The sequence below is a fragment of the Thermosediminibacter oceani DSM 16646 genome (assembly GCF_000144645.1).
Lineage (GTDB): Bacteria > Bacillota > Thermosediminibacteria > Thermosediminibacterales > Thermosediminibacteraceae > Thermosediminibacter > Thermosediminibacter oceani.
Map to the genome: position 1 here is coordinate 720,664 of NC_014377.1, position 20,784 is coordinate 741,447.

Annotated in this window: 26 protein-coding genes; 19 read left to right on the forward strand and 7 right to left on the reverse strand. The window is 48.5% G+C overall.

Translation table 11 applies throughout. From position 1 onward, the window contains the following. Window positions 1-19 precede the first annotated feature (19 nt). The 4 genes from TOCE_RS03630 to TOCE_RS12745 all read right to left on the reverse strand — a co-directional run bounded on the left by TOCE_RS03630 (window position 20) and on the right by TOCE_RS12745 (window position 1,334). Window positions 20-595 carry a manganese catalase family protein gene (locus tag TOCE_RS03630; RefSeq protein ID WP_013275538.1) on the reverse strand — a complete coding sequence of 192 codons (576 nt, stop codon included), beginning with the start codon at window positions 593-595 and terminating at the stop codon, window positions 20-22. 18 nt (window positions 596-613) lie between these two features. Then, a complete protein-coding gene (locus TOCE_RS03635) occupies window positions 614-874 on the reverse strand; it encodes a spore coat protein CotJB (RefSeq protein WP_013275539.1) in 261 nt (86 codons plus the stop codon). Window positions 875-899: 25 nt separating this feature from the next. Continuing rightward, a complete protein-coding gene (locus tag TOCE_RS11870; RefSeq protein ID WP_013275540.1) occupies window positions 900-1,076 on the reverse strand; it encodes a spore coat associated protein CotJA in 177 nt (58 codons plus the stop codon). Window positions 1,077-1,202: 126 nt separating this feature from the next. Next, complete coding sequence (locus TOCE_RS12745) at window positions 1,203-1,334, reverse strand: hypothetical protein (RefSeq protein WP_013275541.1); 132 nt, start codon at window positions 1,332-1,334, stop codon at window positions 1,203-1,205. Between the two features lie 194 nt (window positions 1,335-1,528). On the opposite strand from TOCE_RS12745, the gene TOCE_RS03640 reads away from it, so the two are divergent. Continuing rightward, the gene (locus tag TOCE_RS03640; protein WP_013275542.1) at window positions 1,529-2,749 is read left to right on the forward strand and encodes an MFS transporter; all 1,221 of its coding nucleotides are present in this window, start codon (window positions 1,529-1,531) and stop codon (window positions 2,747-2,749) included. Window positions 2,750-2,776: 27 nt separating this feature from the next. Here the strand turns inward: TOCE_RS03640 and cysK are convergent, their stop codons facing one another. The 3 genes from cysK to TOCE_RS03655 form a co-directional block, all read right to left on the reverse strand. Further along, on the reverse strand, window positions 2,777-3,718 hold the full coding sequence (cysK, locus tag TOCE_RS03645; RefSeq protein ID WP_013275543.1) for a cysteine synthase A: 942 nt from the start codon (window positions 3,716-3,718) through the stop codon (window positions 2,777-2,779). A 17-nt stretch (window positions 3,719-3,735) separates the two neighbouring features. Next, complete coding sequence (locus TOCE_RS12085) at window positions 3,736-5,139, reverse strand: HesA/MoeB/ThiF family protein (RefSeq protein WP_013275544.1); 1,404 nt, start codon at window positions 5,137-5,139, stop codon at window positions 3,736-3,738. Window positions 5,140-5,271: 132 nt separating this feature from the next. After that, window positions 5,272-5,826, reverse strand: coding sequence for a biotin transporter BioY (locus tag TOCE_RS03655; protein WP_013275545.1), 555 nt, complete (start codon window positions 5,824-5,826; stop codon window positions 5,272-5,274). A 198-nt stretch (window positions 5,827-6,024) separates the two neighbouring features. On the opposite strand from TOCE_RS03655, the gene copZ reads away from it, so the two are divergent. From copZ to TOCE_RS03745, 18 genes are all read left to right on the forward strand, one after another. Beyond that, the gene (copZ, locus tag TOCE_RS03660; protein WP_013275546.1) at window positions 6,025-6,264 is read left to right on the forward strand and encodes a copper chaperone CopZ; all 240 of its coding nucleotides are present in this window, start codon (window positions 6,025-6,027) and stop codon (window positions 6,262-6,264) included. A 138-nt stretch (window positions 6,265-6,402) separates the two neighbouring features. After that, entirely contained in the window at window positions 6,403-6,786 is a 384-nt protein-coding gene (locus TOCE_RS03665) for a NusG domain II-containing protein (protein WP_013275547.1), read from the forward strand. Window positions 6,787-6,812: 26 nt separating this feature from the next. Next, on the forward strand, window positions 6,813-7,343 hold the full coding sequence (locus tag TOCE_RS03670) for a Gx transporter family protein (RefSeq protein WP_013275548.1): 531 nt from the start codon (window positions 6,813-6,815) through the stop codon (window positions 7,341-7,343). Between the two features lie 4 nt (window positions 7,344-7,347). Continuing rightward, entirely contained in the window at window positions 7,348-7,596 is a 249-nt protein-coding gene (locus TOCE_RS03675; RefSeq protein ID WP_013275549.1) for a DUF4321 domain-containing protein, read from the forward strand. Window positions 7,597-7,608: 12 nt separating this feature from the next. Next, window positions 7,609-8,187 (forward strand): Maf family protein, encoded by a 579-nt coding sequence (locus tag TOCE_RS03680; RefSeq protein ID WP_013275550.1) that lies wholly within the window; start codon window positions 7,609-7,611, stop codon window positions 8,185-8,187. A 17-nt stretch (window positions 8,188-8,204) separates the two neighbouring features. Continuing rightward, window positions 8,205-8,897: a RadC family protein gene (gene radC / locus TOCE_RS03685; RefSeq protein WP_041423849.1), complete on the forward strand. Its 693-nt coding sequence runs from the start codon at window positions 8,205-8,207 to the stop codon at window positions 8,895-8,897. Window positions 8,898-8,935: 38 nt separating this feature from the next. Then, complete coding sequence (locus tag TOCE_RS03690) at window positions 8,936-9,970, forward strand: rod shape-determining protein (protein ID WP_013275552.1); 1,035 nt, start codon at window positions 8,936-8,938, stop codon at window positions 9,968-9,970. A gap of 15 nt (window positions 9,971-9,985) precedes the next feature. Beyond that, the gene (gene mreC, locus TOCE_RS03695; protein ID WP_013275553.1) at window positions 9,986-10,834 is read left to right on the forward strand and encodes a rod shape-determining protein MreC; all 849 of its coding nucleotides are present in this window, start codon (window positions 9,986-9,988) and stop codon (window positions 10,832-10,834) included. Between the two features lie 3 nt (window positions 10,835-10,837). Beyond that, the gene (mreD, locus tag TOCE_RS03700) at window positions 10,838-11,338 is read left to right on the forward strand and encodes a rod shape-determining protein MreD (protein WP_013275554.1); all 501 of its coding nucleotides are present in this window, start codon (window positions 10,838-10,840) and stop codon (window positions 11,336-11,338) included. A gap of 18 nt (window positions 11,339-11,356) precedes the next feature. Beyond that, window positions 11,357-13,444, forward strand: a complete 2,088-nt coding sequence (gene mrdA, locus TOCE_RS03705) for a penicillin-binding protein 2 (protein ID WP_013275555.1) — start codon at window positions 11,357-11,359, stop codon at window positions 13,442-13,444. A 107-nt stretch (window positions 13,445-13,551) separates the two neighbouring features. Further along, window positions 13,552-14,160 carry a septum site-determining protein MinC gene (gene minC, locus TOCE_RS03710; RefSeq protein ID WP_013275556.1) on the forward strand — a complete coding sequence of 203 codons (609 nt, stop codon included), beginning with the start codon at window positions 13,552-13,554 and terminating at the stop codon, window positions 14,158-14,160. Between the two features lie 33 nt (window positions 14,161-14,193). Then, the gene (gene minD, locus TOCE_RS03715; RefSeq protein WP_013275557.1) at window positions 14,194-15,000 is read left to right on the forward strand and encodes a septum site-determining protein MinD; all 807 of its coding nucleotides are present in this window, start codon (window positions 14,194-14,196) and stop codon (window positions 14,998-15,000) included. Window positions 15,001-15,013: 13 nt separating this feature from the next. Beyond that, entirely contained in the window at window positions 15,014-15,295 is a 282-nt protein-coding gene (gene minE, locus TOCE_RS03720; RefSeq protein WP_013275558.1) for a cell division topological specificity factor MinE, read from the forward strand. Window positions 15,296-15,409: 114 nt separating this feature from the next. After that, window positions 15,410-16,507: a rod shape-determining protein RodA gene (gene rodA, locus TOCE_RS03725; RefSeq protein ID WP_013275559.1), complete on the forward strand. Its 1,098-nt coding sequence runs from the start codon at window positions 15,410-15,412 to the stop codon at window positions 16,505-16,507. Between the two features lie 127 nt (window positions 16,508-16,634). Beyond that, window positions 16,635-17,348, forward strand: coding sequence for a M23 family metallopeptidase (locus tag TOCE_RS11635; protein WP_013275560.1), 714 nt, complete (start codon window positions 16,635-16,637; stop codon window positions 17,346-17,348). Window positions 17,349-17,358: 10 nt separating this feature from the next. Continuing rightward, window positions 17,359-18,225: a site-2 protease family protein gene (locus TOCE_RS03735; RefSeq protein WP_013275561.1), complete on the forward strand. Its 867-nt coding sequence runs from the start codon at window positions 17,359-17,361 to the stop codon at window positions 18,223-18,225. Window positions 18,226-18,261: 36 nt separating this feature from the next. Next, window positions 18,262-20,118 (forward strand): TIGR03960 family B12-binding radical SAM protein, encoded by a 1,857-nt coding sequence (locus TOCE_RS03740; protein ID WP_013275562.1) that lies wholly within the window; start codon window positions 18,262-18,264, stop codon window positions 20,116-20,118. Continuing rightward, window positions 20,096-20,770, forward strand: coding sequence for a TIGR03936 family radical SAM-associated protein (locus TOCE_RS03745; RefSeq protein WP_013275563.1), 675 nt, complete (start codon window positions 20,096-20,098; stop codon window positions 20,768-20,770). The genes TOCE_RS03740 and TOCE_RS03745 overlap by 23 nt, the downstream gene beginning before the upstream one ends. The last annotated feature ends 14 nt before the right edge of the window (window positions 20,771-20,784 follow it).

Here is a 20,784-nt window from a genome sequence, read left to right on the forward strand (position 1 = left end):
TTTTTTATAAAAGTGAGTGTTAGTAAAAGATGTGTTTATGCTCATAGTGTTCCTTGACCAGCATCAATGCCTCGCCGAACCTCTGGAAGTGAACTACCTCCCGTTCCCTGAGGAAGGAGAGCGTTGCAATGACTCCGTCGTCGTCGGTGAGGGAAATGAGATGTTCGTATGTGGTGCGGGCTTTCTGTTCGGCCGCCATATTTTCGTGGAGGTCGGTTATGGGATCGCCGGTAGCCTGGATATAGGCTGCGGTCCAGGGCACTCCGGCAGCATCGTGGGGGTACAGAGCTTTGTCATGTTGAGCGAAATGATCCCCCAGTCCGGCTTCCCTCATCTGCTCGGGTGTGGCGTCTTCGGTCAGTTTATATATGAGCGTACCGATAATTTCCCAGTGGGCCATTTCCTCGGTACCGATGTCGGTCAGGAGTGCCTTGGCCTGAGGTATGGGCATCGTATAACGCTGGGTGAGATATCTCACCGCAGCGGAAAGTTCGCTGTCCGGACCGCCGTACTGTGCAAACAGGTATTTTGCCATGCCTAAATCGCAGCCCCTTACATTAGCAGGGTACTGAAGTTTTTTCTCGTAAAACCACATCTTTTTTCCACCTCCCGCTTAATAGTGGATTTCCCAAGGCCACGGGTCGTTGATGTAGCGATAGGGGAATTGAGATTCGAAGGAGTCAAGGCGAAGCGGCCCGTATCTATCCTCAAACACCTTTCTCAACTGGCTTAACCTGTTCACCAGTTTGTTGCGGTCTTCCAGGGCCCTCCTATCACAGGGATGGGTGTCAAGGAAAAGGGCCAGGTCATAAACAGCAAACTCCAATGCCTGGATCTCTCTTAACATATCAACCATCGATGCGTAATCATGCATCGCATATCACCTCGCCGAAATATTCTTACTTATGAGATTTTCCGTGTTTAGGACGATACGGCCTATATAATTCAGGAAATATGGTTCCGTACATAAGGGCTGTTCTCGGGTCGAAAGTTTCCCCGTAGGTCTGCATGGGTATATAAGCCTCTGCAAGCCTCATGCCATCACAGCCTTTTGACATATTTTCGGGTCTTGTCATTTATTATTACCCCCCAGGGAGAATTTTTCAATTCGTTAAATGTCTCAGTAATATACTATGAAAACTAGTTTATTTCAGTTACATATTAAAAATAAAAAGCCGTGCGCAAGGCACGGCTCTAAGGCTTTAACACCAGTCGCTCAGCAGGAGAAGTATTAATATCAGAAATACGATAAAAGCCTTGCGGTCGCGGCGGCAATCACGGTCACGATCATGTTCACCGCCGAAGAAGCCGCCGCCTCCGGTTACATCGCTCATTCAAATCCCTCCTTATCGCCATTCTCAATACCAGTATATGTAGACAATATTTAACGGGTTACAACAAATAATAATAACAGCCCCATTTTTTATCAATACTATTATTCAGAAAGGTTTTTACGGAAAATTAGCTCAGCCCCGTATTTAATTTTTATGATAAAAGGGGCGTTTGTTTTGAAAGGAGCGGAGGAAAAGTGAAAAAGAGTACCGGCATCCAGCTTGCCCTTTTATGTCTCGTTCCTTTTATAATGGTTCTCGGTAATTCCATGTTGATTCCGGTATTACCGGCCATAAAAGAAGCCGTAGGTATTAACCAGTTTCAGGTGGGCCTTTTTATAACGGCTTTTTCAATACCAGCAGGCCTTGTGATCCCCTTTGCGGGAATGCTTTCCGACCAGATAGGCCGAAAAAAAGTGATGGCTCCTGCCCTGATAATTTACGGTATAGGCGGGATAGTGGCGGGGCTGAGTTCAATTTTGCTTAAAAATCCCTATTGGGGAATCCTTGCAGGAAGGATAATTCAGGGAGTGGGTGCCGGGGGTACCTACCAGTTGGCCATGGCCATAGTCGGTGATACCTTCAGTTCTGAAGAGCGGAGCAAGGCTCTCGGCCTGCTGGAAGCGTCCAACGGGTTGGGCAAGGTGGTAAGCCCCATCCTCGGTGCCAGCATAGCAATGATTATCTGGTACTTTCCCTTTTTCGCCTACGGTATCCTTGCCATACCGGTCGGCATTATCCTCTATTTTTTTGTTAAAGAAAAGGCCGAATTCAAAAAGCAGTCCTTACAAAACTACATCAGCGCAGTGAAGGCAATCTTCGATAAAAAAGCTGCAGGCCTCTTTACCAGTTTTTTTGCCGGAATGACGGCTTTGTTTTCGCTTTTTGGCATTCTTTCCCTTTACTCGGATATACTTGAAATGAATTTTGATGCGGTGGGTTTTAAAAAAGGCCTGATTATTGCTGGCCCGGTGCTCGTTATGGCTTCGTTTTCCTATGCACTGGGTATACTGCTTGAAAAGCGGAAAAACAAAGGCTTAAAAATCTTTATACTGGCGGGGCTTATATTGATAGTATCGGGACACATACAGTTTTCGCTCGTCAAGGAGTTCTGGCCGCTGTTTTTTTCCGTCTTAATCCTTGGGGCCGGCGTCGGCCTTATAATGACCCCCGTAAATGCTCTGGTAACGGGTTCGTGCAGTGTCCAGCGAAGGGGCATAATTACATGCATCTACGGTAGCCTCAGATTTTTTGGCGTGGCGGTAGGCCCTCCCATTTATGCGTTTTCCGAAAGATACGGTATTTTACCGGTAGTGCTGGCAGCGGGTTCGTTGAGCCTGATAGCCCTTATTATTGCCATGTTCCTCCTGGTGCCCGAGAAAATACTTTCGGATAAAGAAAACAAAAAAGAGGGATAACGTCCCTCTTTTTTTGCTGAATAATTTTTATTCCGAAGGGAACAAGCCCTCCACACTCAAGTAGCGCTCGCCGGTATCCGGGAGCACCGTTACCACAAGGTTTTCTGGGTTTAAGGTTTTTGCCACCTTCCGGGCAGCAAACACCGCGGCTCCGGAAGATATGCCGGCGAGGATTCCCTCTTTTGTGGAAAGCTCACGGGCTGTAGAAAAAGCGTCTTCGTTGCTTACCGTTATTATTTCATCTATCAAATTGAGGTCCAGCACTCTTGGTATGAAGCCGGCACCGATACCCTGGATTTTATGAAGCCCCGGTTTACCGCCGGACAGCACGGGAGACGCTGCCGGCTCCACGGCCATTATTTTGACGTGAGGCATTTCCTTCTTCAATACCCTGGCGACGCCGGTTATGGTTCCGCCGGTGCCGACCCCGGCCACAAAGGCGTCGAGCTTGCCTCCGGTTTGCTCTAGTATCTCAATAGCCGTAGTTTTTTCGTGGATTTCCGGATTGGCCGGATTTTCAAACTGCTGGGGCATAAAAGAGTCCTTTATTTCCCTCGTGAGTTCCAAAGCCTTTTCTACTGCTCCTTTCATGCCCAGCTCCGGAGGAGTTAAAACGAATTCAGCACCGTATGCCTTTAAAAGCCTGCGCCGTTCTATGCTCATTGAGGCCGGCATGACAAGTATCAGGCGGTATCCTTTTACGGCACATACCATGGCAAGACCTATACCGGTGTTGCCGCTAGTTGGTTCCACTATAGTTGAACCAGGCCTCAGGATTCCCCTCTTTTCGGCGTCCAGGATCATGCTGTAGGATATGCGGTCCTTTACGCTGCCTCCGGGATTAAAAGATTCGAGCTTTGCCGCGATGGCGGCGCCGCCTTCGGGTGAGAGCCTGGACAGGCGGACCATCGGGGTCATACCTATCAGATCGAGAATGGAATCATTTATGCGGGAAATTTTGTTTTCCATGACATCAATCCCCTTTCTCACAGATTATTTTCTTTTCTTTCACAGACAAAATCGTATTCACCGCTAAGGCCTCTTATGGATGGACTTTGGCCGCACACGGGACAGCCAGGATCCTTCTTTAAATCGGGCAGCTTGAAATCCAGCTCCATTGCATCAAAGATTAAGAGTCTTCCGCTCAAAAGCTTACCGCGCCCGGTCAGGATTTTGGCCGCTTCGGCCGCCTCTATGGACCCCATGACTCCGGGGACGGGACCGAGTACGCCCGTTTCGGAGCAGGAGGGAGTACTGCCCGGTGGTGGCATTTTGGGGAAAACGCAGCGGTAACAGGGACCTTCGCCGGGAACTACCGTCATACCCAGGCCTTCGAACCGGAGTACACCGGCTTCGGCCAGCGGTTTTCCGGCCAGGACGCAAGCGTCGTTTAAGAGATAGCGGGTAGGTAGGTTGTCCACGCCGTCTATTATCACGTCGTAGTCCTTGATTATTTCTAAAGCGTTTTCCCTGTCGAATCTGGTGTGGTATTTTACAACATTCACTTCTGGGTTTATTTTTTTCAAGAAAATCTCTGCCGATTCAACTTTAGGCATACCGATTCTGGAAGTGGTATGCAGAATCTGCCTGTTTAAATTACTTATTTCCACGGTGTCGATGTCCACGAGTCCGATGGTTCCCACGCCGGCCAGGGTAAGAGCCAGCGCTGCAAGAGAGCCGAGACCTCCGGTTCCGACTATTAGCACTTTGGAGCGCGAAAGCTTCTCTTTTTCCAGCGGGTGTTCCGGAATATCGGCTTTTATAAATTCGTTCCAAGATACACCGGTTTTAAACTCCATATCGTCAAGGTCAAAGTACAGAGGACTCTCGAGCAGACGGCCCATATTCAGGCACAGCTTTACGGCTTCTATGGCGCATAATGTTCCGGCGAGGCAGCGGGAAAAGGCGGCTCCGGCTGAACCACGCTCTGAATAATCACCATCTATCGTTTCGGGTAATGTATCGTCGAGGAGGTCCGCTCTTTTAACCGTCCTCATGTACCCCTTCCACGGCCGCGTTGCTGCCAAGATTGCGGGAATTTCTTTTAAGTACTTTGCAGCCTTAAAATTGTTGATAAAAACTGCGAAGTCGAGTTTTTCTCCGGTTGGTAAGGCGGTTGCGTCCTCTAGAAACTCTATTTTTAAGTCCGGGTTTAAGTCCTCGAGGTTCTCCTTTAAATATAAAAATTCTTGATTAAATTTTTCCGCAGCAACGTAAATACGTCCTATGCCCGCAGCCGTGAGGTAGTAAAGCAAGGGCAAAGCGCAATCAAGAGACGAAGAAATTACAAGACCCGTGGATTCGATGAGTTTTTTCTGGCCGGGCCCGCTGATCTCGGGCATTATTATGTGCCTGAGGTACCTGTATAGCTGTTCTTTAGGCAGGATCAACCGAACTCACCCCTTCCCGGGCTAATTCCTTGTATACAAATAGGATTATGATACTTTGATTTTACACTTCGAAACCGGCCGTGTCAATTAAAAAAACAGAACCCTTTATGGGTCCTTTTTCTAGGGGGGGAATCACATCGAGGAAATTTTCCACTGAAGCGCCTTTCTGAGCGACAGTGCCAGTACCGAGGAGACGACTGCTTTCAGAAGATCACCCGGAATGAACGGCAGTGCTCCGGCCATTATAGCGGCGGTTAAGGTCATATTGGTCATATATGCCAAATATGAAACGCCAACGGCATATACAATTACTATACCACCCAGGATATTTACAAGTAAAAGCGTAGCAAGATTGGGATTTACTTTTTTCAGGATTAAAGCTATTAGGTAACTAGCTACGGGCCAGCTCATGAGATAGCCTCCCGTGGGGCCGAACAGGATCCCGAGACCGCTGGTACCACCGCTGAATACGGGTAACCCTATAGCTCCCATAAAGAGGAACACAGTCATGCTCCAAAATGCAGCCTTGGGGGTTAACACACTTCCCGCCAGCATGACAGCAAGGGTCTGCAACGTGATGGGTACGGGGCTGAAGGGTAGAGGAATACTAATGTAGCCGAAAAGAGCTGTAATCGAGGCAAATAGCGCTATGGAGGCGATTTCTCTGACGTCGAGGTTTTTGTTCATAAACTGACTCCTTTCGCAGGTGAATATTGCTAAGTGCTATTTTAAAGCAACCGGGATTGAATGTCAACCATAAATATAAAAGAAGTTTACAATTCCGTTCGGTTGTTTTATTGACTGGCTTTATAAAATTTTATAAAATAAGATAGAATAGAAAAGGAAGCTTTTTGTAGTTTATAAATTTTTTTTGGAGGGATGTAGATGCCTCACTGCTGTAATCACGGGCCGGGGAGATCTGATATCACGCTAAAGGTATCGGGCATGTCGTGCTCCCACTGCAAGCACGCGGTAGAATCCGCGGTAAAGGCTCTGCCGGGCATTGAGAAGGTGGATGCAAGGGTTGAGGATGGCAAGGTGGATGTGTCCTTCGACCCTTCTAAGGTATCTCTTGAGCAGATCACGAGAGCTATTGAAGATGCCGGTTACGAGGTGCAAAGGTAAAATTAAAGATTTTATGCGGGTCTTGGTCTGAAAAAGGCCCCATAAAATCTTTTTTTTGTCTTTTGAGTAGAGGGATTTTCCACTTGTCTTGACCTAAATAAAATGGTACACTAAATATTGTTAGGGAAGGCGATTTTTATGCTGACAAGAGGGGACAAGATTTTAATTGCATCAGTACTAGTGTTTGCCGTCGCGATTTTTACCGGTTTTCAGATTTATGGGTTCGGCGGCGGCAGGACTTATGCCGTGATAGAGGTGGACGGCAGACAGTATCAGAAGATTTCCCTCGGCAGCGATGGACCGAAACTTCAGCTGAAGGTGCCGGGAGTGCTGGGAGAACTTATCATAGAAGTTGACAGGGACAGGGTCAGGGTAGTTTCCGCCGACTGTCCCGATAAGGATTGCATAAGACAGGGGTGGGCGTCCCGGCCCGGGCAGATGCTCGTGTGCCTTCCGAACCGGGTTGTAGTTAAGATAGAAAGCGAAAAGTCGCCGGAAGGACCGGATGTCGTGAGTTTCTGAGGCTGATTTTTTGAGGATGATGTATTATGACTAAAAACAGGAAAATGATATACTTGTCACTGCTTGTGGCCGGCGGCGTGGCGCTTCACCTAGTGGAGAGCCTGATCCCCATACCTTTTCCCGTTCCCGGGGCAAAGCTTGGTCTTGCCAACATCGTATCTCTTCTGGCGATAGCTCTGTACGGCACGAGAGAAGGTCTTGAGGTAAATATCCTGCGCTGCCTCATAGGGTCTCTGCTGGGCGGTTCCATGTCAAGCCTGCTTTACAGCTTGTCGGGAGCCGTTTCCAGCACTATCATGATGGGAATCGCTTACACGTATTTTAAAAACGCTTTCAGCCTCGTTGGTATCAGTATCATCGGAGGAGTAACTCACAACATCGCCCAGGTGACGGTGGCGAGCTTAATTCTTTCTACTTTCGGTCTTTTTTCCTACCTGCCTTTCCTTATGGTAGTCGGCCTGCTGACTGGAGTTTTTACCGGATTCGCGGCCGGTTTTGCCAGGAATAACCTGGCGATCAATCTTGGCCAGCTTGAGACGACCGGAAAAAGGAGATGAAACCATGAAGAAGCGCACCCGCAGTACGGCGCTGCTAATAATACTGCTGTTAGCCGGGGCTATTGTGGGGAGCGTTCTGGGCGAAGCCCTGAAAAGCGTGGTTCCTCTGCTTTCGTATGGTAAAAAGCTGGGCTTAGATATGATAAGTCTCGACATGGGCGTAGCAGGCCTTACTTTCGGTTTTTATTTGAACCTCAATCTGGCGGCAGTCCTTGGGGTATCACTTGCAGCCCTTTTATACCAGAGGATGTAACGGGGGATAAAGATGGCTCAAAAGTTAATCCTGGCCTCGGCTTCACCAAGGAGGCGGGAACTCCTGGCGCAGTTGGGGCTTGATTTTAAAGTGATTCCCAGCGGCATCGACGAGACATCACTGACCGCAGGACCGCCTGAGCTTGTAGCTGTCCGCCTCGCCGAGCAGAAAGCGGCGGATGTGGCTATGCGTGCGGGCGAAGGCATTGTTATAGGTGCCGACACCATAGTCGTGGTGGACGACAGTATACTGGGAAAACCGAAGGACGAAAACGACGCGAGAAAGATGCTCACCCGGTTGAGCGGCAGGTGGCACCGTGTCTATACCGGCATTGCCGTTATACATACCGCTTCGGGGGGAAAAATTTCGGATTACGAGGAAAGCCGGGTGAAGTTTAAAAAGCTTTCGCCGCGTGAAATTGAAAATTATATAAAAACAGGAGAGCCCATGGATAAAGCCGGTGGTTACGGCATACAGGGCAAAGGGGCTTTGCTTGTAGAGAAAATAGAAGGATGTTATTATAATATTGTGGGTTTACCCCTGTTTAAACTGGGCGCCATGCTTTCACACTTTGGTGTCGAAGTGCTGTGATCGGGGAGGATATTGCGGTGTCATCTTTGACGATTAAGGATTTGCCAAGGGAAGAAAGGCCTAGAGAACGCTTCCAGCGCTACGGGGCCGAGGTGCTCAGCGATGCTGAACTCCTGGCCCTTTTAATAAGGACCGGTACAGTTTCCGAATCGGCTCTGGTGCTGGCTCACAGGATCTTAAAGGGCGATGGCGGCAAAGCGGGACTGGAATTTGTGGCCCGGGCCGGCGTAGAAGAGCTGTCAAAAATAAAGGGCATTGGTCTGGCAAAAGCGGTACAGATCAAGGCAGCAGTTGAGCTAGGGCGCCGGATTTCCGCCTATTGCAGAAATGATGACATCGTAATATCGTCACCGGCCGATGTGAAAAAATTATTAATGGAAGAAATGCGATTTCTGGAAAAGGAGCACTTTAAGGTCATCCTGCTCAACGTGAAAAATCGAGTAATATCAGTAGAGGATATTTCCATCGGTAGCCTCAACTCTTCTATTGTCCACCCAAGGGAGGTTTTTAAACCTGCCATTAAAAGGAGCAGTGCTGCAATAATACTGGTACATAACCATCCGAGCGGCGATCCAACACCGAGCAGGGAGGATATAGAAATCACAAGGAGACTGGTGGAGGCAGGGAGGATCCTCGGGATAGATGTCTTAGATCACGTAATTATCGGAAATCCGTCTTACGTTAGCTTCAAAGAAAAAGGACTGTTATGAATAGATAAATTCAACAACAAAAGGAAAGGAGTACTTTCATGTTAGGGCTTTTCAGGGCGCTGTCGAAAGATATAGGAATAGATTTGGGCACGGCAAACACTCTTGTGCACGTTAAGGGAAAGGGAATAGTACTTAGAGAACCTTCGGTGGTGGCTATTCAGAGGGATACGGGGGATATTCTCGCCGTAGGGGAAGAGGCCAAACACATGATAGGCCGCACTCCGGGGAACATAGTTGCCATTAGACCGCTGAAGGATGGGGTAATCGCCGATTTCGACGTAACCCAGACGATGCTTAAGCACTTCATATCAAAAGCTTTAAAGACCCGGTCTTTCGTGAAGCCTCGCGTTGTCGTCGGCATCCCTTCGGGCGTCACCGAAGTAGAAAAGAGGGCGGTTATAGATGCGACCCTTCAGGCCGGAGCCAGAGAGGCCTACCTTATAGAGGAGCCCATGGCGGCGGCCATAGGCGCGGGGCTTGAAGTACAGGAACCCACCGGCAATATGGTCGTGGATATAGGCGGCGGTACTACCGAAGTGGCTATCATTTCTCTCGGAGGGATAGTGACGAGCAAATCTATCCGCATAGGCGGTGACGAGTTCGACGAAGCAATAGTAAATTACATTAAAAAAGAGTACAATCTCATGATCGGTGAACGCACGGCGGAAGAAATCAAGATCGCTATAGGGTCTGCTTTTCCAAAGCCCAAAGAGGAGGCGATGGATGTAAGGGGTAGGGACCTGGTAACGGGCCTGCCGAAGACCATAAAGGTGACTTCCGAAGAGATAAGGGAAGCTCTCATGGAACCGGTCAGCAGCATCTTAGATGCGATAAAATTCACGCTGGAAAAAACTCCTCCGGAGCTGGCCGCAGATATAATGGATCGGGGTATAGTAATGATCGGTGGCGGCGCTCTGCTTTACGGGCTTGATAAACTGGTAAACCAGGAGACGGGAATGCCGGTCCATATAGCCGAAAACCCGATGGACTGCGTCGTGCTCGGGACCGGTAAAGTCCTTGAAGAACTGGATCTTTTAAAGCGCGTGCAGGTATCATCCAAAAAAGTCGTTTAAAGGACGTGGTGATTTTTGCTGCGTCTTGGGCGTTATAAAAAAAGCTTTTTGTTGGTATTGGTGGTGGCTGCTCTGGGCTTTACCGCAAATATTACGGCCCGGAACAGCCTGTTATTTAACAAAATCGAAAGTCCCGCCATCTCATTGCTGAAACCCGCCCAGGAGTTATTTTCCTGGATATCCGGCGGTGTGAGGAATGGTATTGAATCGGTTGCTGAAGTGTTTTACCTGAAGAGGGAGAACGAGGCCTTGAAAAAACAGCTGGCGGAGCTTGAGGAATACAGGCACAAATTTCTGGAATATAGAGATGAAAACGCCAGGCTTCGCCGGATGCTGGAATTTAAGGAAAAAAATCCCCAGTACGACCTGGTGGCTGCCGAAGTAATCGGCAGAGACCCGGGCAACTGGTTTAACGTAATAATAATAAATAAAGGAAAGAATAGCGGTATCACGAAGGATATGGCGGTCGTCACCGAACGAGGATTGGTGGGTTATACCGTAGATGTGGGAAACAACTGGGCTAAGGTGCTTATGCTCCTGGATAACAGGATGTCGGTAAGCGCCATGATACAAAGGACCAGGGATAACGGCATCCTTAAGGGGAATATAGCTCCGGCGCCGCCGGGCCACGCCAAAATGGTATTTTTGCCCGCTGATGCATCCATAGTTAAGGGAGATGTGGTGATAACTTCCGGGATGGGGGGCATAGTTCCCAAGGGAATAATCATAGGTGAGGTAGTCGAAGTGAAAAAGGAAACGGATAATCTGACCCAGTACGCAATAGTGAAGCCAGCTGTGGATTTTCACAAACTGGAAGAAGTTTTCGTTATAAAAAATGCAAACGCTGACCCGGGGAGGGAATAGTCTTTGAGGCTGTTTATCTATTTGATGATCGTAACTTTATTGATCATCGTGCAGTCCACCCTGGGAGTGCTTTTTAAAATAGGGAGCGTAAAGCCCGATTTCGTGCTGACGTTTGTAATGTGTGTGGCATTAATAAAAGGCGAGAATTTGGGAGCCGCCTATGGTTTGATTAGCGGGCTTATAGAGGATATAGTTTACGGTAAATTTCTGGGATTCAGCGCGCTCGTAAAGTTCCTCACCGGGTATATTGTAGGTTATGGGACCAGGGACTTATTCAAGGGTCCAATTATGTTTACCATAGGATTTGTTTTCGCGGGAACGCTGCTTTACAACCTTATATTTTTTATGACTGCGCTGGTACTTACTCCCGAATACAAGATAGGATTTTTTGTGCCCGTAGTCGTATATTCAGCGCTTTACAATGCGGTTATAGGCCCTGTGATGTACAGCGCTATTTTGAGGCTGGAAAAATTCCTTGATTATTATTTCGCCATCAAATATTAACTCTAGAGGAGAATACCCGTGAATGCCAGGAAAATGGAAAGAAGACTCCATATCTATACGTGGATAACGGTTGGCATATTTGTTTTTCTAAGTATAGGGCTTTTTATGCTCCAGATAGTCAACGGCGCTGAATACGAAAGGCTTGCCCAGGAAAATCGAATAAGGATCATCCCGGTGACGGCTCCCCGGGGTGTTTTTAAAGACAGAAATGGTAAGGAACTGGTGAACAGCAAGCCGAGTTATACGGTTTCGTACATGAACGTGAACTCCTCTTATGAAGAGCAGGAAAAGGTCTTCAAGACTTTGAGCCAGATCCTAAACATGCCCGAAGTAACCCATGTGGTTAAGGAAAGGTACACGGTAAACGAAAAGGGCGAGGTGTTCCTTGAAAAGCCGCCGTTATACGACGTGGACGCCGATGGAAAAGTGGATTCCGGTGATATCCAGGTAGTCCATGAAAAGACCGGAGAGGCGCTTGAAATAAAAACCGTTGACGGTAACACCGGGAAAATTATAGTAGATGCTCCCGCTGACACTCCGGTTCTCGTATCCTATGCATTTCACACCTTTCGAAACAAGATTAGGGACCAGGGATATAAAAAATACATGCCCGTCAGGTTGAAAACCAATGTGGACATGGAGACGGTGGCTAAAATCGAAGAGCGCCGCCTTCCGGGTGTATATATCGAGGTAGAGCCTATAAGGAATTATATCTACGGCAGCATGGCAGCTCACATATTCGGGTACGTAGGTGAGATAAACCAGCAAGAGCTCGAAATTCTTAGAGACAAGGGCTACCGGCCGGGAGACCTTGTGGGCAAAATGGGCCTGGAAAAAGTGCTGGAACCTTACCTGAAGGGCCAAGACGGCGGCAAACAGGTGGAGGTTACCGCAACTGGGAAGCCTATCCGGACCCTGGGAGAAAAGCCGGCGATACCGGGGGCTACCGTGAATCTAACTATCGACGCCGAACTGCAGCAGGTGGCAGAACAGGCCCTCCAGGAACAGCTGCATAAGCTGCAGACCGACAGGAGAAACCCTTTTCCCAATGCCAAGCGGGGAGCTGTGGTGGTGCTCAACGTAAAGACCGGGGAAGTGCTGGCCATGGCGAACGTTCCCAGCTTCGACCCCAACATGTTCGCCCGGGGAATTACCCAAAAGGAGTGGGAAAGCCTGGCCAATAACCCGCTGAAACCGATGGTCAACATAGCCATATCGGAAGCATATCCGCCCGGTTCCGTGTTCAAAATGGTCACGGCTACGGCTGCCCTGGAGGAAAAGGTTACCGATGAAAAGGAAAAAATTCGCGACCCAGGGGTCTACTGGACCATAGCCCGGAAAAAGGATTGGAAGCCGGGCGGCCACGGTGTTGTCGATGTGGTTAAGGCCATTGCGGAGTCCTGCAATATATACTTTTATGAAATGGGCAGGCGCCTCGGTATAGATGCTATTGAAAAATACGCCCGCATGTACGGCCTTGGAAACATTACCGGGATCGAGCTGCCCGGAGAACGAGAAGGTAATGTGGCAAGCAGGGAATACAAGGCCAGAATTTTCAAGAGGCCGGAGGATAAGATATGGTACCCGGCGGAAACCCTCGATGCGGCAATAGGGCAGGGTTACCATCAGTATACCCCTCTGCAGATCGCAAGCTATATATCCGCCATAGCCAATGAAGGGCGCTGGATGAAGCCGTATCTTGTCAAGAGTATCGTTGATGCCGAAGGACGGGTGATTTATGAAAGAAAACCCGAGGTTGCCGGCGAGGTCCCGGTCTCTAAAAAAACCTTCGAGATTATAAAAGAAGGCATGAGGGGGGTTGTCTCCCCCGGGGGTACCGCTTACTCAGTCTTTTCCGACTTTCCGGTTTCCCTGGGGGCCAAAACCGGAACGGCTCAGTGGGACTTGAAAAAAACACCGCACGGCTGGTTTGTGGCCTTTGCACCTTTTGAAGATCCGGAAGTGGCTGTAGTGGTGTTCATAGAGCAGGCCGGGTCCGGCGGAGCCACCGGCGGGCCAGTGGCTAAGGCCATACTGAGCGCTTACTTTAACATAGAAGAAAATACCGAAGAGTCAAACCAAAACTCCCTTGAAATAACGGATTGATCGCGAACCAGAATCTTACAGATTCTGGTTTTTTTTATTTCGGGAAGAAGGAATCGGCTTTTTTTTGAAGAATATTGATAAAAGACGAGGCTTCGGAGGGAACATACATGAATCAAGAACCGGTGGTAATAAAGGGCACAAGAGACGGCATATCTATAATTTTACACCACCAATCAAACTTTGAAGTGATAAAAAACACGATCTTCGAAAAACTTCAAAGGGGCGGAGGTTTTTTTAAGGGTGGCCAGGCACGCCTGCTTGTCAAAGATGGAAATATAAGCCAGGACGAATTCGAGCAGTTGGAAACAATTCTGCGGGATTTTGGTTTGCACCTCAGAAAGGATAAACCCGTGCGCACCATCCCTTTTCCCAGCCCACCACAACCGGATACCCTTATCCTTAAAAAGACACTGCGTTCCGGACAGAGGATCGCGTATAGCGGAAATGTAGTAGTTGTGGGTGACGTCAATCCTGGGAGCGAAATAATAGCAAAAGGAGACATACTCGTTTTTGGGGCTTTACGGGGTATGGCTCATGCGGGAGCCGAAGGCGACGAGAATTCGATAGTGGTAGCTTTCAGACTGCAACCTACCCAGCTCAGAATAGCCCATGTTATATCGAGACCTCCCGAAGAAAAAAGCGACATACCTCAGGTCCCGGAAATGGCCCGTTTGAAAGATGGGATCATAATTATCGAACCTTATTTCTTAATCTAACGACGTTATAATAAGATGACAGGAGGGGTACCAATGGGTCAGGTAATCGTTATTACTTCCGGAAAGGGAGGAGTGGGAAAAACCACCACTACCGCCAACATCGGAACGGGTCTTTCGCTTTTAAAACACAGGAAGGTGGTCATGATAGATGCCGATATCGGCCTCAGAAATCTCGATGTGGTGATGGGCCTGGAAAATCGCATCGTATACGATCTGGTTGACGTAGTACAGGGTGTATGCAGGCTCAAACAGGCTCTGATAAGGGACAAGCGCTTTGAAAACCTATACCTTTTGCCGGCAGCCCAGACCAAGGACAAAAACGCGGTATCCCCCGAACAGATGAAAGAACTATGCGACCAGCTGAGAGAGGAGTTTGATTACGTGCTGGTAGACTGCCCGGCCGGTATTGAGCAGGGATTCAAAAACGCCATAGCCGGCGCCGATAAAGCGATAATCGTATCGACACCCGAGGTTTCCGCCGTACGAGATGCCGACAGGGTCATAGGGCTCCTGGAAGCCGCCGGCTTCGAAGAGCCTAAGCTAATTATAAACAGGATAAGGCCCGACATGGTCAAGCGCGGCGATATGATGGATATAGACGATATTATAGATATACTGGCTATCGACCTGTTAGGCGTCATCCCCGAGGATGAAAGGATAGTAATATCCACCAACAGGGGAGAACCGGCGGTGGCCGATGAAAATTCCAAAGCAGGGCAGGCTTACAGAAACGTGACCCGCAGAATAGAGGGAGAAGATGTACCCATAATGTCCTTAGACGTGGAGCCGACCCTGATGGAAAGACTGAAAATGCTATTCGGACTAAAACCCAGAAGGTAAGGGGGGCTTAAATATGGATTTTCTGAAACTTTTCGGCCGGGAGGATGTATCCAGCAAGGATATAGCCAAAGAGAGGCTGAGGCTCATTCTCGTCCATGATAGGGCCAACGTTTCTCCGCAGTTTCTAGAAATGATAAAGAGCCAGATAATAAATATAATTTCCGACTACGTAGACATCGAACAAGAGGGGCTTGAAGTAAAACTTACCAGGATGAAAAAAGACGAAGAAATAACGGTGCCCGCTTTGGTGGCCAATATACCGATTAGAAGGATCAAGCACGTTGCTCGGGTATGAAAAGGAGTAAATGCTGGTTAACGGAAAAATGTTCCTGGAAAAGCCTTTTAAAAAAAACATTATAGAAGCCGTCAAAGTATGGTATAATGGTTACGGATTTTCGGGAGGTTTTTTATGGAGCCGAAGCTTTTAAAAAATCTTGAATACCAAATAATAATCGTAATTGTGCTGATAGCCGCTCTGAGCATACTCACAATAAGCAGCGCCACCCATGCTACCGCCCCCGGAGGAAGTTTCCATTATACCAAGATGCAGTTTATCTGGTTTCTCCTGGGTCTTTTGATGATGGCGGCAGTACTGATGATGGACTATCATACTATAGCCATGCTTTCTAACGCTATATATATAGTCAATCTGGTCATGCTTTTAGTGGTATTATTCATGGGCAAGACCACAATGGGAGCTCAGCGCTGGATTCCGATAGGCCCTTTTAGTTTTCAGCCTTCGGAATTCAGCAAACTTGCCGTCATCATAACACTGGCGAAGTACCTGGATAAGAAAAAGACGATTAACTCTTTAAAGGACCTGATACTGGTATTCGTCCATGTGGGAACACCCATGCTGCTTATCATGAAACAGCCGGACCTGGGCACATCCTTGGTATTGCTGGCTATAATGTTCGGCATGATTTTTGTGGCAGGAACAAACCCAAGGTTGCTGTTAGGAACCATAGCAGCTGGAGTGGCGTCCTTACCGGTATTGTGGCAGTTTCTTCACGATTATCAGGAGATGAGAATTCTTATATTTTTGAACCCCAATCTTGATCCACTCGGGTACGGTTATCACGTGATCCAGTCCAAGATTGCCATCGGTTCCGGCAGGTTCCTCGGAAAAGGCCTTTTTCAGGGCACCCAGAACCAGCTGGACTTTATTCCCGAGCAGCAGACCGACTTTATATTTGCCGTCTTGGGCGAAGAGCTGGGATTTATCGGCGGTATGTTTCTGCTTATACTCTTTTTCACCCTGATATACCGCACTATTCGGATAGCTTTCAGGTCACGGGACGTCCTGGGCACTTATATGGCAACCGGGGTTGCGTCGATGTGGGCGTTTCAGGTACTTGTAAACGTAGGCATGACCATGGGGCTTATGCCCGTTACGGGTATCCCCCTGCCGTTCATGAGTTACGGAGGTAGTTCGTTATTAATGAACATGATGGCCGTAGGCCTGGTACTGAATATAGGGATGCGAAGACAAAAAATATTGTTTTGATTTTGCCAGGGGCATAAGATTTAGTATAGCCCCTGGCTATTTATTTGTTATAGCTGAATATTATGTAATAAACGAGCCCTCCCTAAAATAGATATATACCAAGGATTTTTTCGGGAGGGGTCATTTCATGTGGTGGCACAGGCAGGATACGGATCCCTACTACACGTATTATACCGGTTCTAATGAAAAAAGGGACTTTAGCCGTTTTATGAGCCTGAATAAGGTGTTAATTTCGTTAATAATACTATGCGTGATACTTTTCATTAAAAAGGCTGATTTTCCCATGGCTTCTGCCGCACTTTCCAGAGTAAATCAAGTCATAAGTTACGAGTGGGATTTAAACAAACTGGGGGACGGCCTGCATAAACTCTCTTTTTTAAATCAGCAGGTCCCGGTTTTTAAGAGTCTTCTAAGGGAAGGGGAATCTCCCCCGGTACGTTCCGGAGCTCTAATTGCTCCCGTTAACGGAAGGGTGACCTCGGGATTTGGGAGAAGGTTCCACCCCCTCCTGAAGGTAGAACGGATGCATAACGGTATAGATATAGAACAGGTTGAGGGCAGTCCGGTAAAAGCTGCAGGGGACGGTACGGTGATGCTGGCAGCAGAAGACGCGGAAATGGGCCGCCTGATCAAGATAAGGCATGAAGGTGACCTGGTTACGCTTTACGCCCACCTCAAAGACGTCTACGTAAAAGCAGGCGATAAGGTCAGGAAGGGGCAGATTATCGGCACGGTTGGAAAAACCGGCCTTGCGGAAAATCCACACCTACATTTTGAGGTCTGGGAAAAGGGAGCAGCAACAGACCCCGAGCGCTGGATAAAAATTCCCGAAAAGCCCTAGGGGGAGACCTATGGCCTTTTTGATTTGGGGGATTAAAGTAAAATTGCATTTTTTATTTCTCCTTGTTGTTACAGCGGGTATACTTTCGGGTTTTTTCGCGGAAGTTGCAGCTGCCCTCCTGGCTTTGGCGGTACATGAAGCCTCTCACATCTTCACCGCCCGAATGCTCGGCATTGCCGTGGATGAGCTGGAATTACTGCCCTTCGGCGGCCGGATGAAGTTGAAATATTTTTACTATTCCACCTGCGAGGAGGAAATAATGATCATTCTCGCAGGCCCCATGGGCAACCTGGCTTTTGCGGCACTCTTTATTTCCATGATATTTCAGAACATTATCCCCCGGGAAACGGGGTACCTGTTTATCAAATACCATCTGGCCCTGGGGCTTTTTAACTTACTCCCCGCCCTACCGTTGGATGGAGGAAGGATATTCATGCTCTGGCTCAGCCAAATGGTGAGCTTTATTTCGGCAGTAAGGATTGCGGCCAGAGCGGGTAAAGCGCTGGCGCTTTTTTTGTTGTCGTTATTTGTTGCAACCGCCTTTGAAGCCAGATACAATTTAAGTTTCCTTGTCGCCGGAATTTTTCTTTTTCTCTCCGCTGCCGGGGAAGAAAAGCATGCTTCCATATTATTTATCAGTCATATCGCACGAAAAAAGGAGAATCTGCTGAAAAGGGGACTGCTGCCGATGCAAGCGCTGGTGGCGCTGGCGGGAGTGCCCGTAAAGCAGATCCTGTATCGCTTCAACCCGCAGAATTTTTATCTCGTATATGTGGTGGACAACAGGTGGAAGCTAAAAAAATGCTTGACCGAAACGGAAATATTTGACACTATTATAGACAAGGGATTGGATATTAAGGTGGAAGACCTGTTATAATATAAAGGGTATAAGAAAAACAGGGAGGCAAAAGACTTGGAAATAAAACAAATCCTGGATGAAGTTCTGCCGCAAGTCTCAAAACCGACGCGTTACACAGGCAATGAGCTAAACAGCGTACAGAAGGACAAGAGTAAAGTTAAAGTTCGCATCGCTCTGGCGTTCCCCGATGTATACGAGGTCGGGATGTCCCATTTGGGGCTCAGAATACTCTACCACCTCTTGAACGAGCGGGAAGACGTCTACGCCGAGAGGGTGTTTGCACCGTGGGTTGATTTTGAGGAAATTATGCGCGAAAGGGGGATACCGCTCTTCAGCCTGGAGAGCAAGAGTCCCCTTTCTGAATTTGATTTTGTGGGTTTTTCCCTGCAGTATGAGATGAGTTACAGCAATGTGACGAACATGCTGGATCTGGCCGGTATACCGCTTTTTTCAAAAGATCGCACCGACCGGGATCCCATCGTTATAGCCGGCGGCCCGTGCGCTTATAATCCGGAACCCCTGGCAGAAATTATCGACCTTTTCGTCATAGGCGAGGCCGAAGAGGTAATCTTGGAGCTGGTGAACCTTTACCTTGACCACAAAAAAAGTTCAAAGGGCAGGATAGAATTTCTGGAAAGGGCGGCCCGAATTCCGGGGGTCTATGTACCGGCCTTTTACCGGGTAAATTACAATGAGGACGGCACCGTAAAGGAAATCCTTCCTGTAAAACCGGGAATACCCGAAAGGGTTCAAAAGCGGATTATAAGAGACCTCGACAGGGTGTATTATCCTACGAAACTTATAGTTCCCTATATGGACATAGTTCACGACAGGGCTGTGCTGGAGATATTCAGGGGCTGCACCAGGGGTTGCCGCTTCTGCCAGGCGGGCATGATATACAGGCCGGTGAGGGAAAAATCGGTGGACAAGTTGACAAACATTGCCCGGGAAATGATAAAGTCGACCGGGTATGAAGAAATATCCCTTGCTTCTCTCAGCACCAGCGATTACTCGGCTTTAAAGCAGCTTGTAGAAATCCTGACCGATGAGTTCAGGCAGTGCATGGTGGGCCTTTCGCTTCCGTCGCTCAGGATCGATTCCTTCACGCTGGATCTGGCCCGTAAGATCCAGGAGATAAAAAAGAGCGGTCTCACCTTTGCTCCCGAGGCTGGTACCCAGAGGCTCCGCGATGTGATAAACAAAGGGGTCACGGAAGAGGACCTCCTGAATTCAGTGAAGGGAGCTTTTGAGGCCGGGTGGAATACGGTAAAACTTTATTTTATGATAGGTCTGCCGTCGGAAACCTACGAAGACCTGGAGGGAATCGCGAGGCTGGCGTACAGGGTGGTCGATGCATATAGGGAAGTGCGGGGCAATACAAAGGGCCTAAAGGTCACCGTCAGTACATCGACCTTCGTGCCAAAACCCTTCACCCCATTTCAGTGGGAAGCCCAAATACCTCTTGATGAGATCAAAGAGCGCCAGCGGTTCCTGAAGAAAAAGCTCAAAGGCCCGAACATCTCATATAACTGGCACGACGGGAAGTTGAGCTTCCTGGAAGCGGTGTTTTCAAGAGGCGACAGAAAGCTCAATTCGGTGCTCAAAAAAGCCCGCGAGAGGGGATGCAGGTTTGACGGATGGAGCGATATGTTTTCCTTCGACAAATGGATGGAGGCTTTCAGGGAGGCAGGAGTTAACCCCGAGTTTTACGCCAACCGTTCCCGGCCTGAGGACGAGGTTTTTCCGTGGGAGGTAATCGACCCCGGGGTTGAGAAGAGTTTTCTTATCACGGAACTAAAAAAAGCCAGGGAGGCCAAGCCCACCCCCGATTGCCGTTTCAATAGGTGTCATGGCTGCGGAATTATGAAGTTAAAAGGCGGGATCATTTGTGATAGTAAGAATGAAGATTAAAAAAGGAGAGGAAGTTAAATTTATTTCACAGCTTGATTTGATGAGGGCGGTAGAGCGGGCTATGAGGAGAGCCGAACTGCCCGTTAAATTTACCGAGGGCTTCAATCCCCGACCCAGGATCTCCTTTGCACCAGCGCTTCCAGTGGGAATTACCAGTGATGCCGAATACATGGACGTGGAATTCGAAAGTGTCCTGCCCCTGGATCGGATTCTTGCCCGGTTAAACTCACACCTTCCCCCGGGGATTTCCGTATTAAAGATAGATACTGCTGAAGGCAAGATTCCCCTTTCATCGGTTAACAGGGCTGTTTACACGGTGGTGGTCGATACCGGGAGCGATATAGAGCCGGAACTACTGGATAAGGCTGTAACTGAGATGCTTTCCCGCCCGGAGATAACGGTTCCAAAGACGTCCAAGGGTAAGGTGAAAAATGTCAATATCGCGCCGCTGATTCACGGGATAAAAATAACGGGCGTCGAGGGAAGTCGTGCCGAGATCAGGATGGAACTTTCCGCAGGGCAGGAAGGGAATGTTACGCCGCCGTTGGTTATCAAGGCTCTCCAGGAGCACATCCCGTCTATTACAGTGCGCCGCATGAACCGGGATGAACTTTTCATGGTTCGCGAGGGAAAGAGGACCGATCCTATTTAACGGTTTTAAGGGAG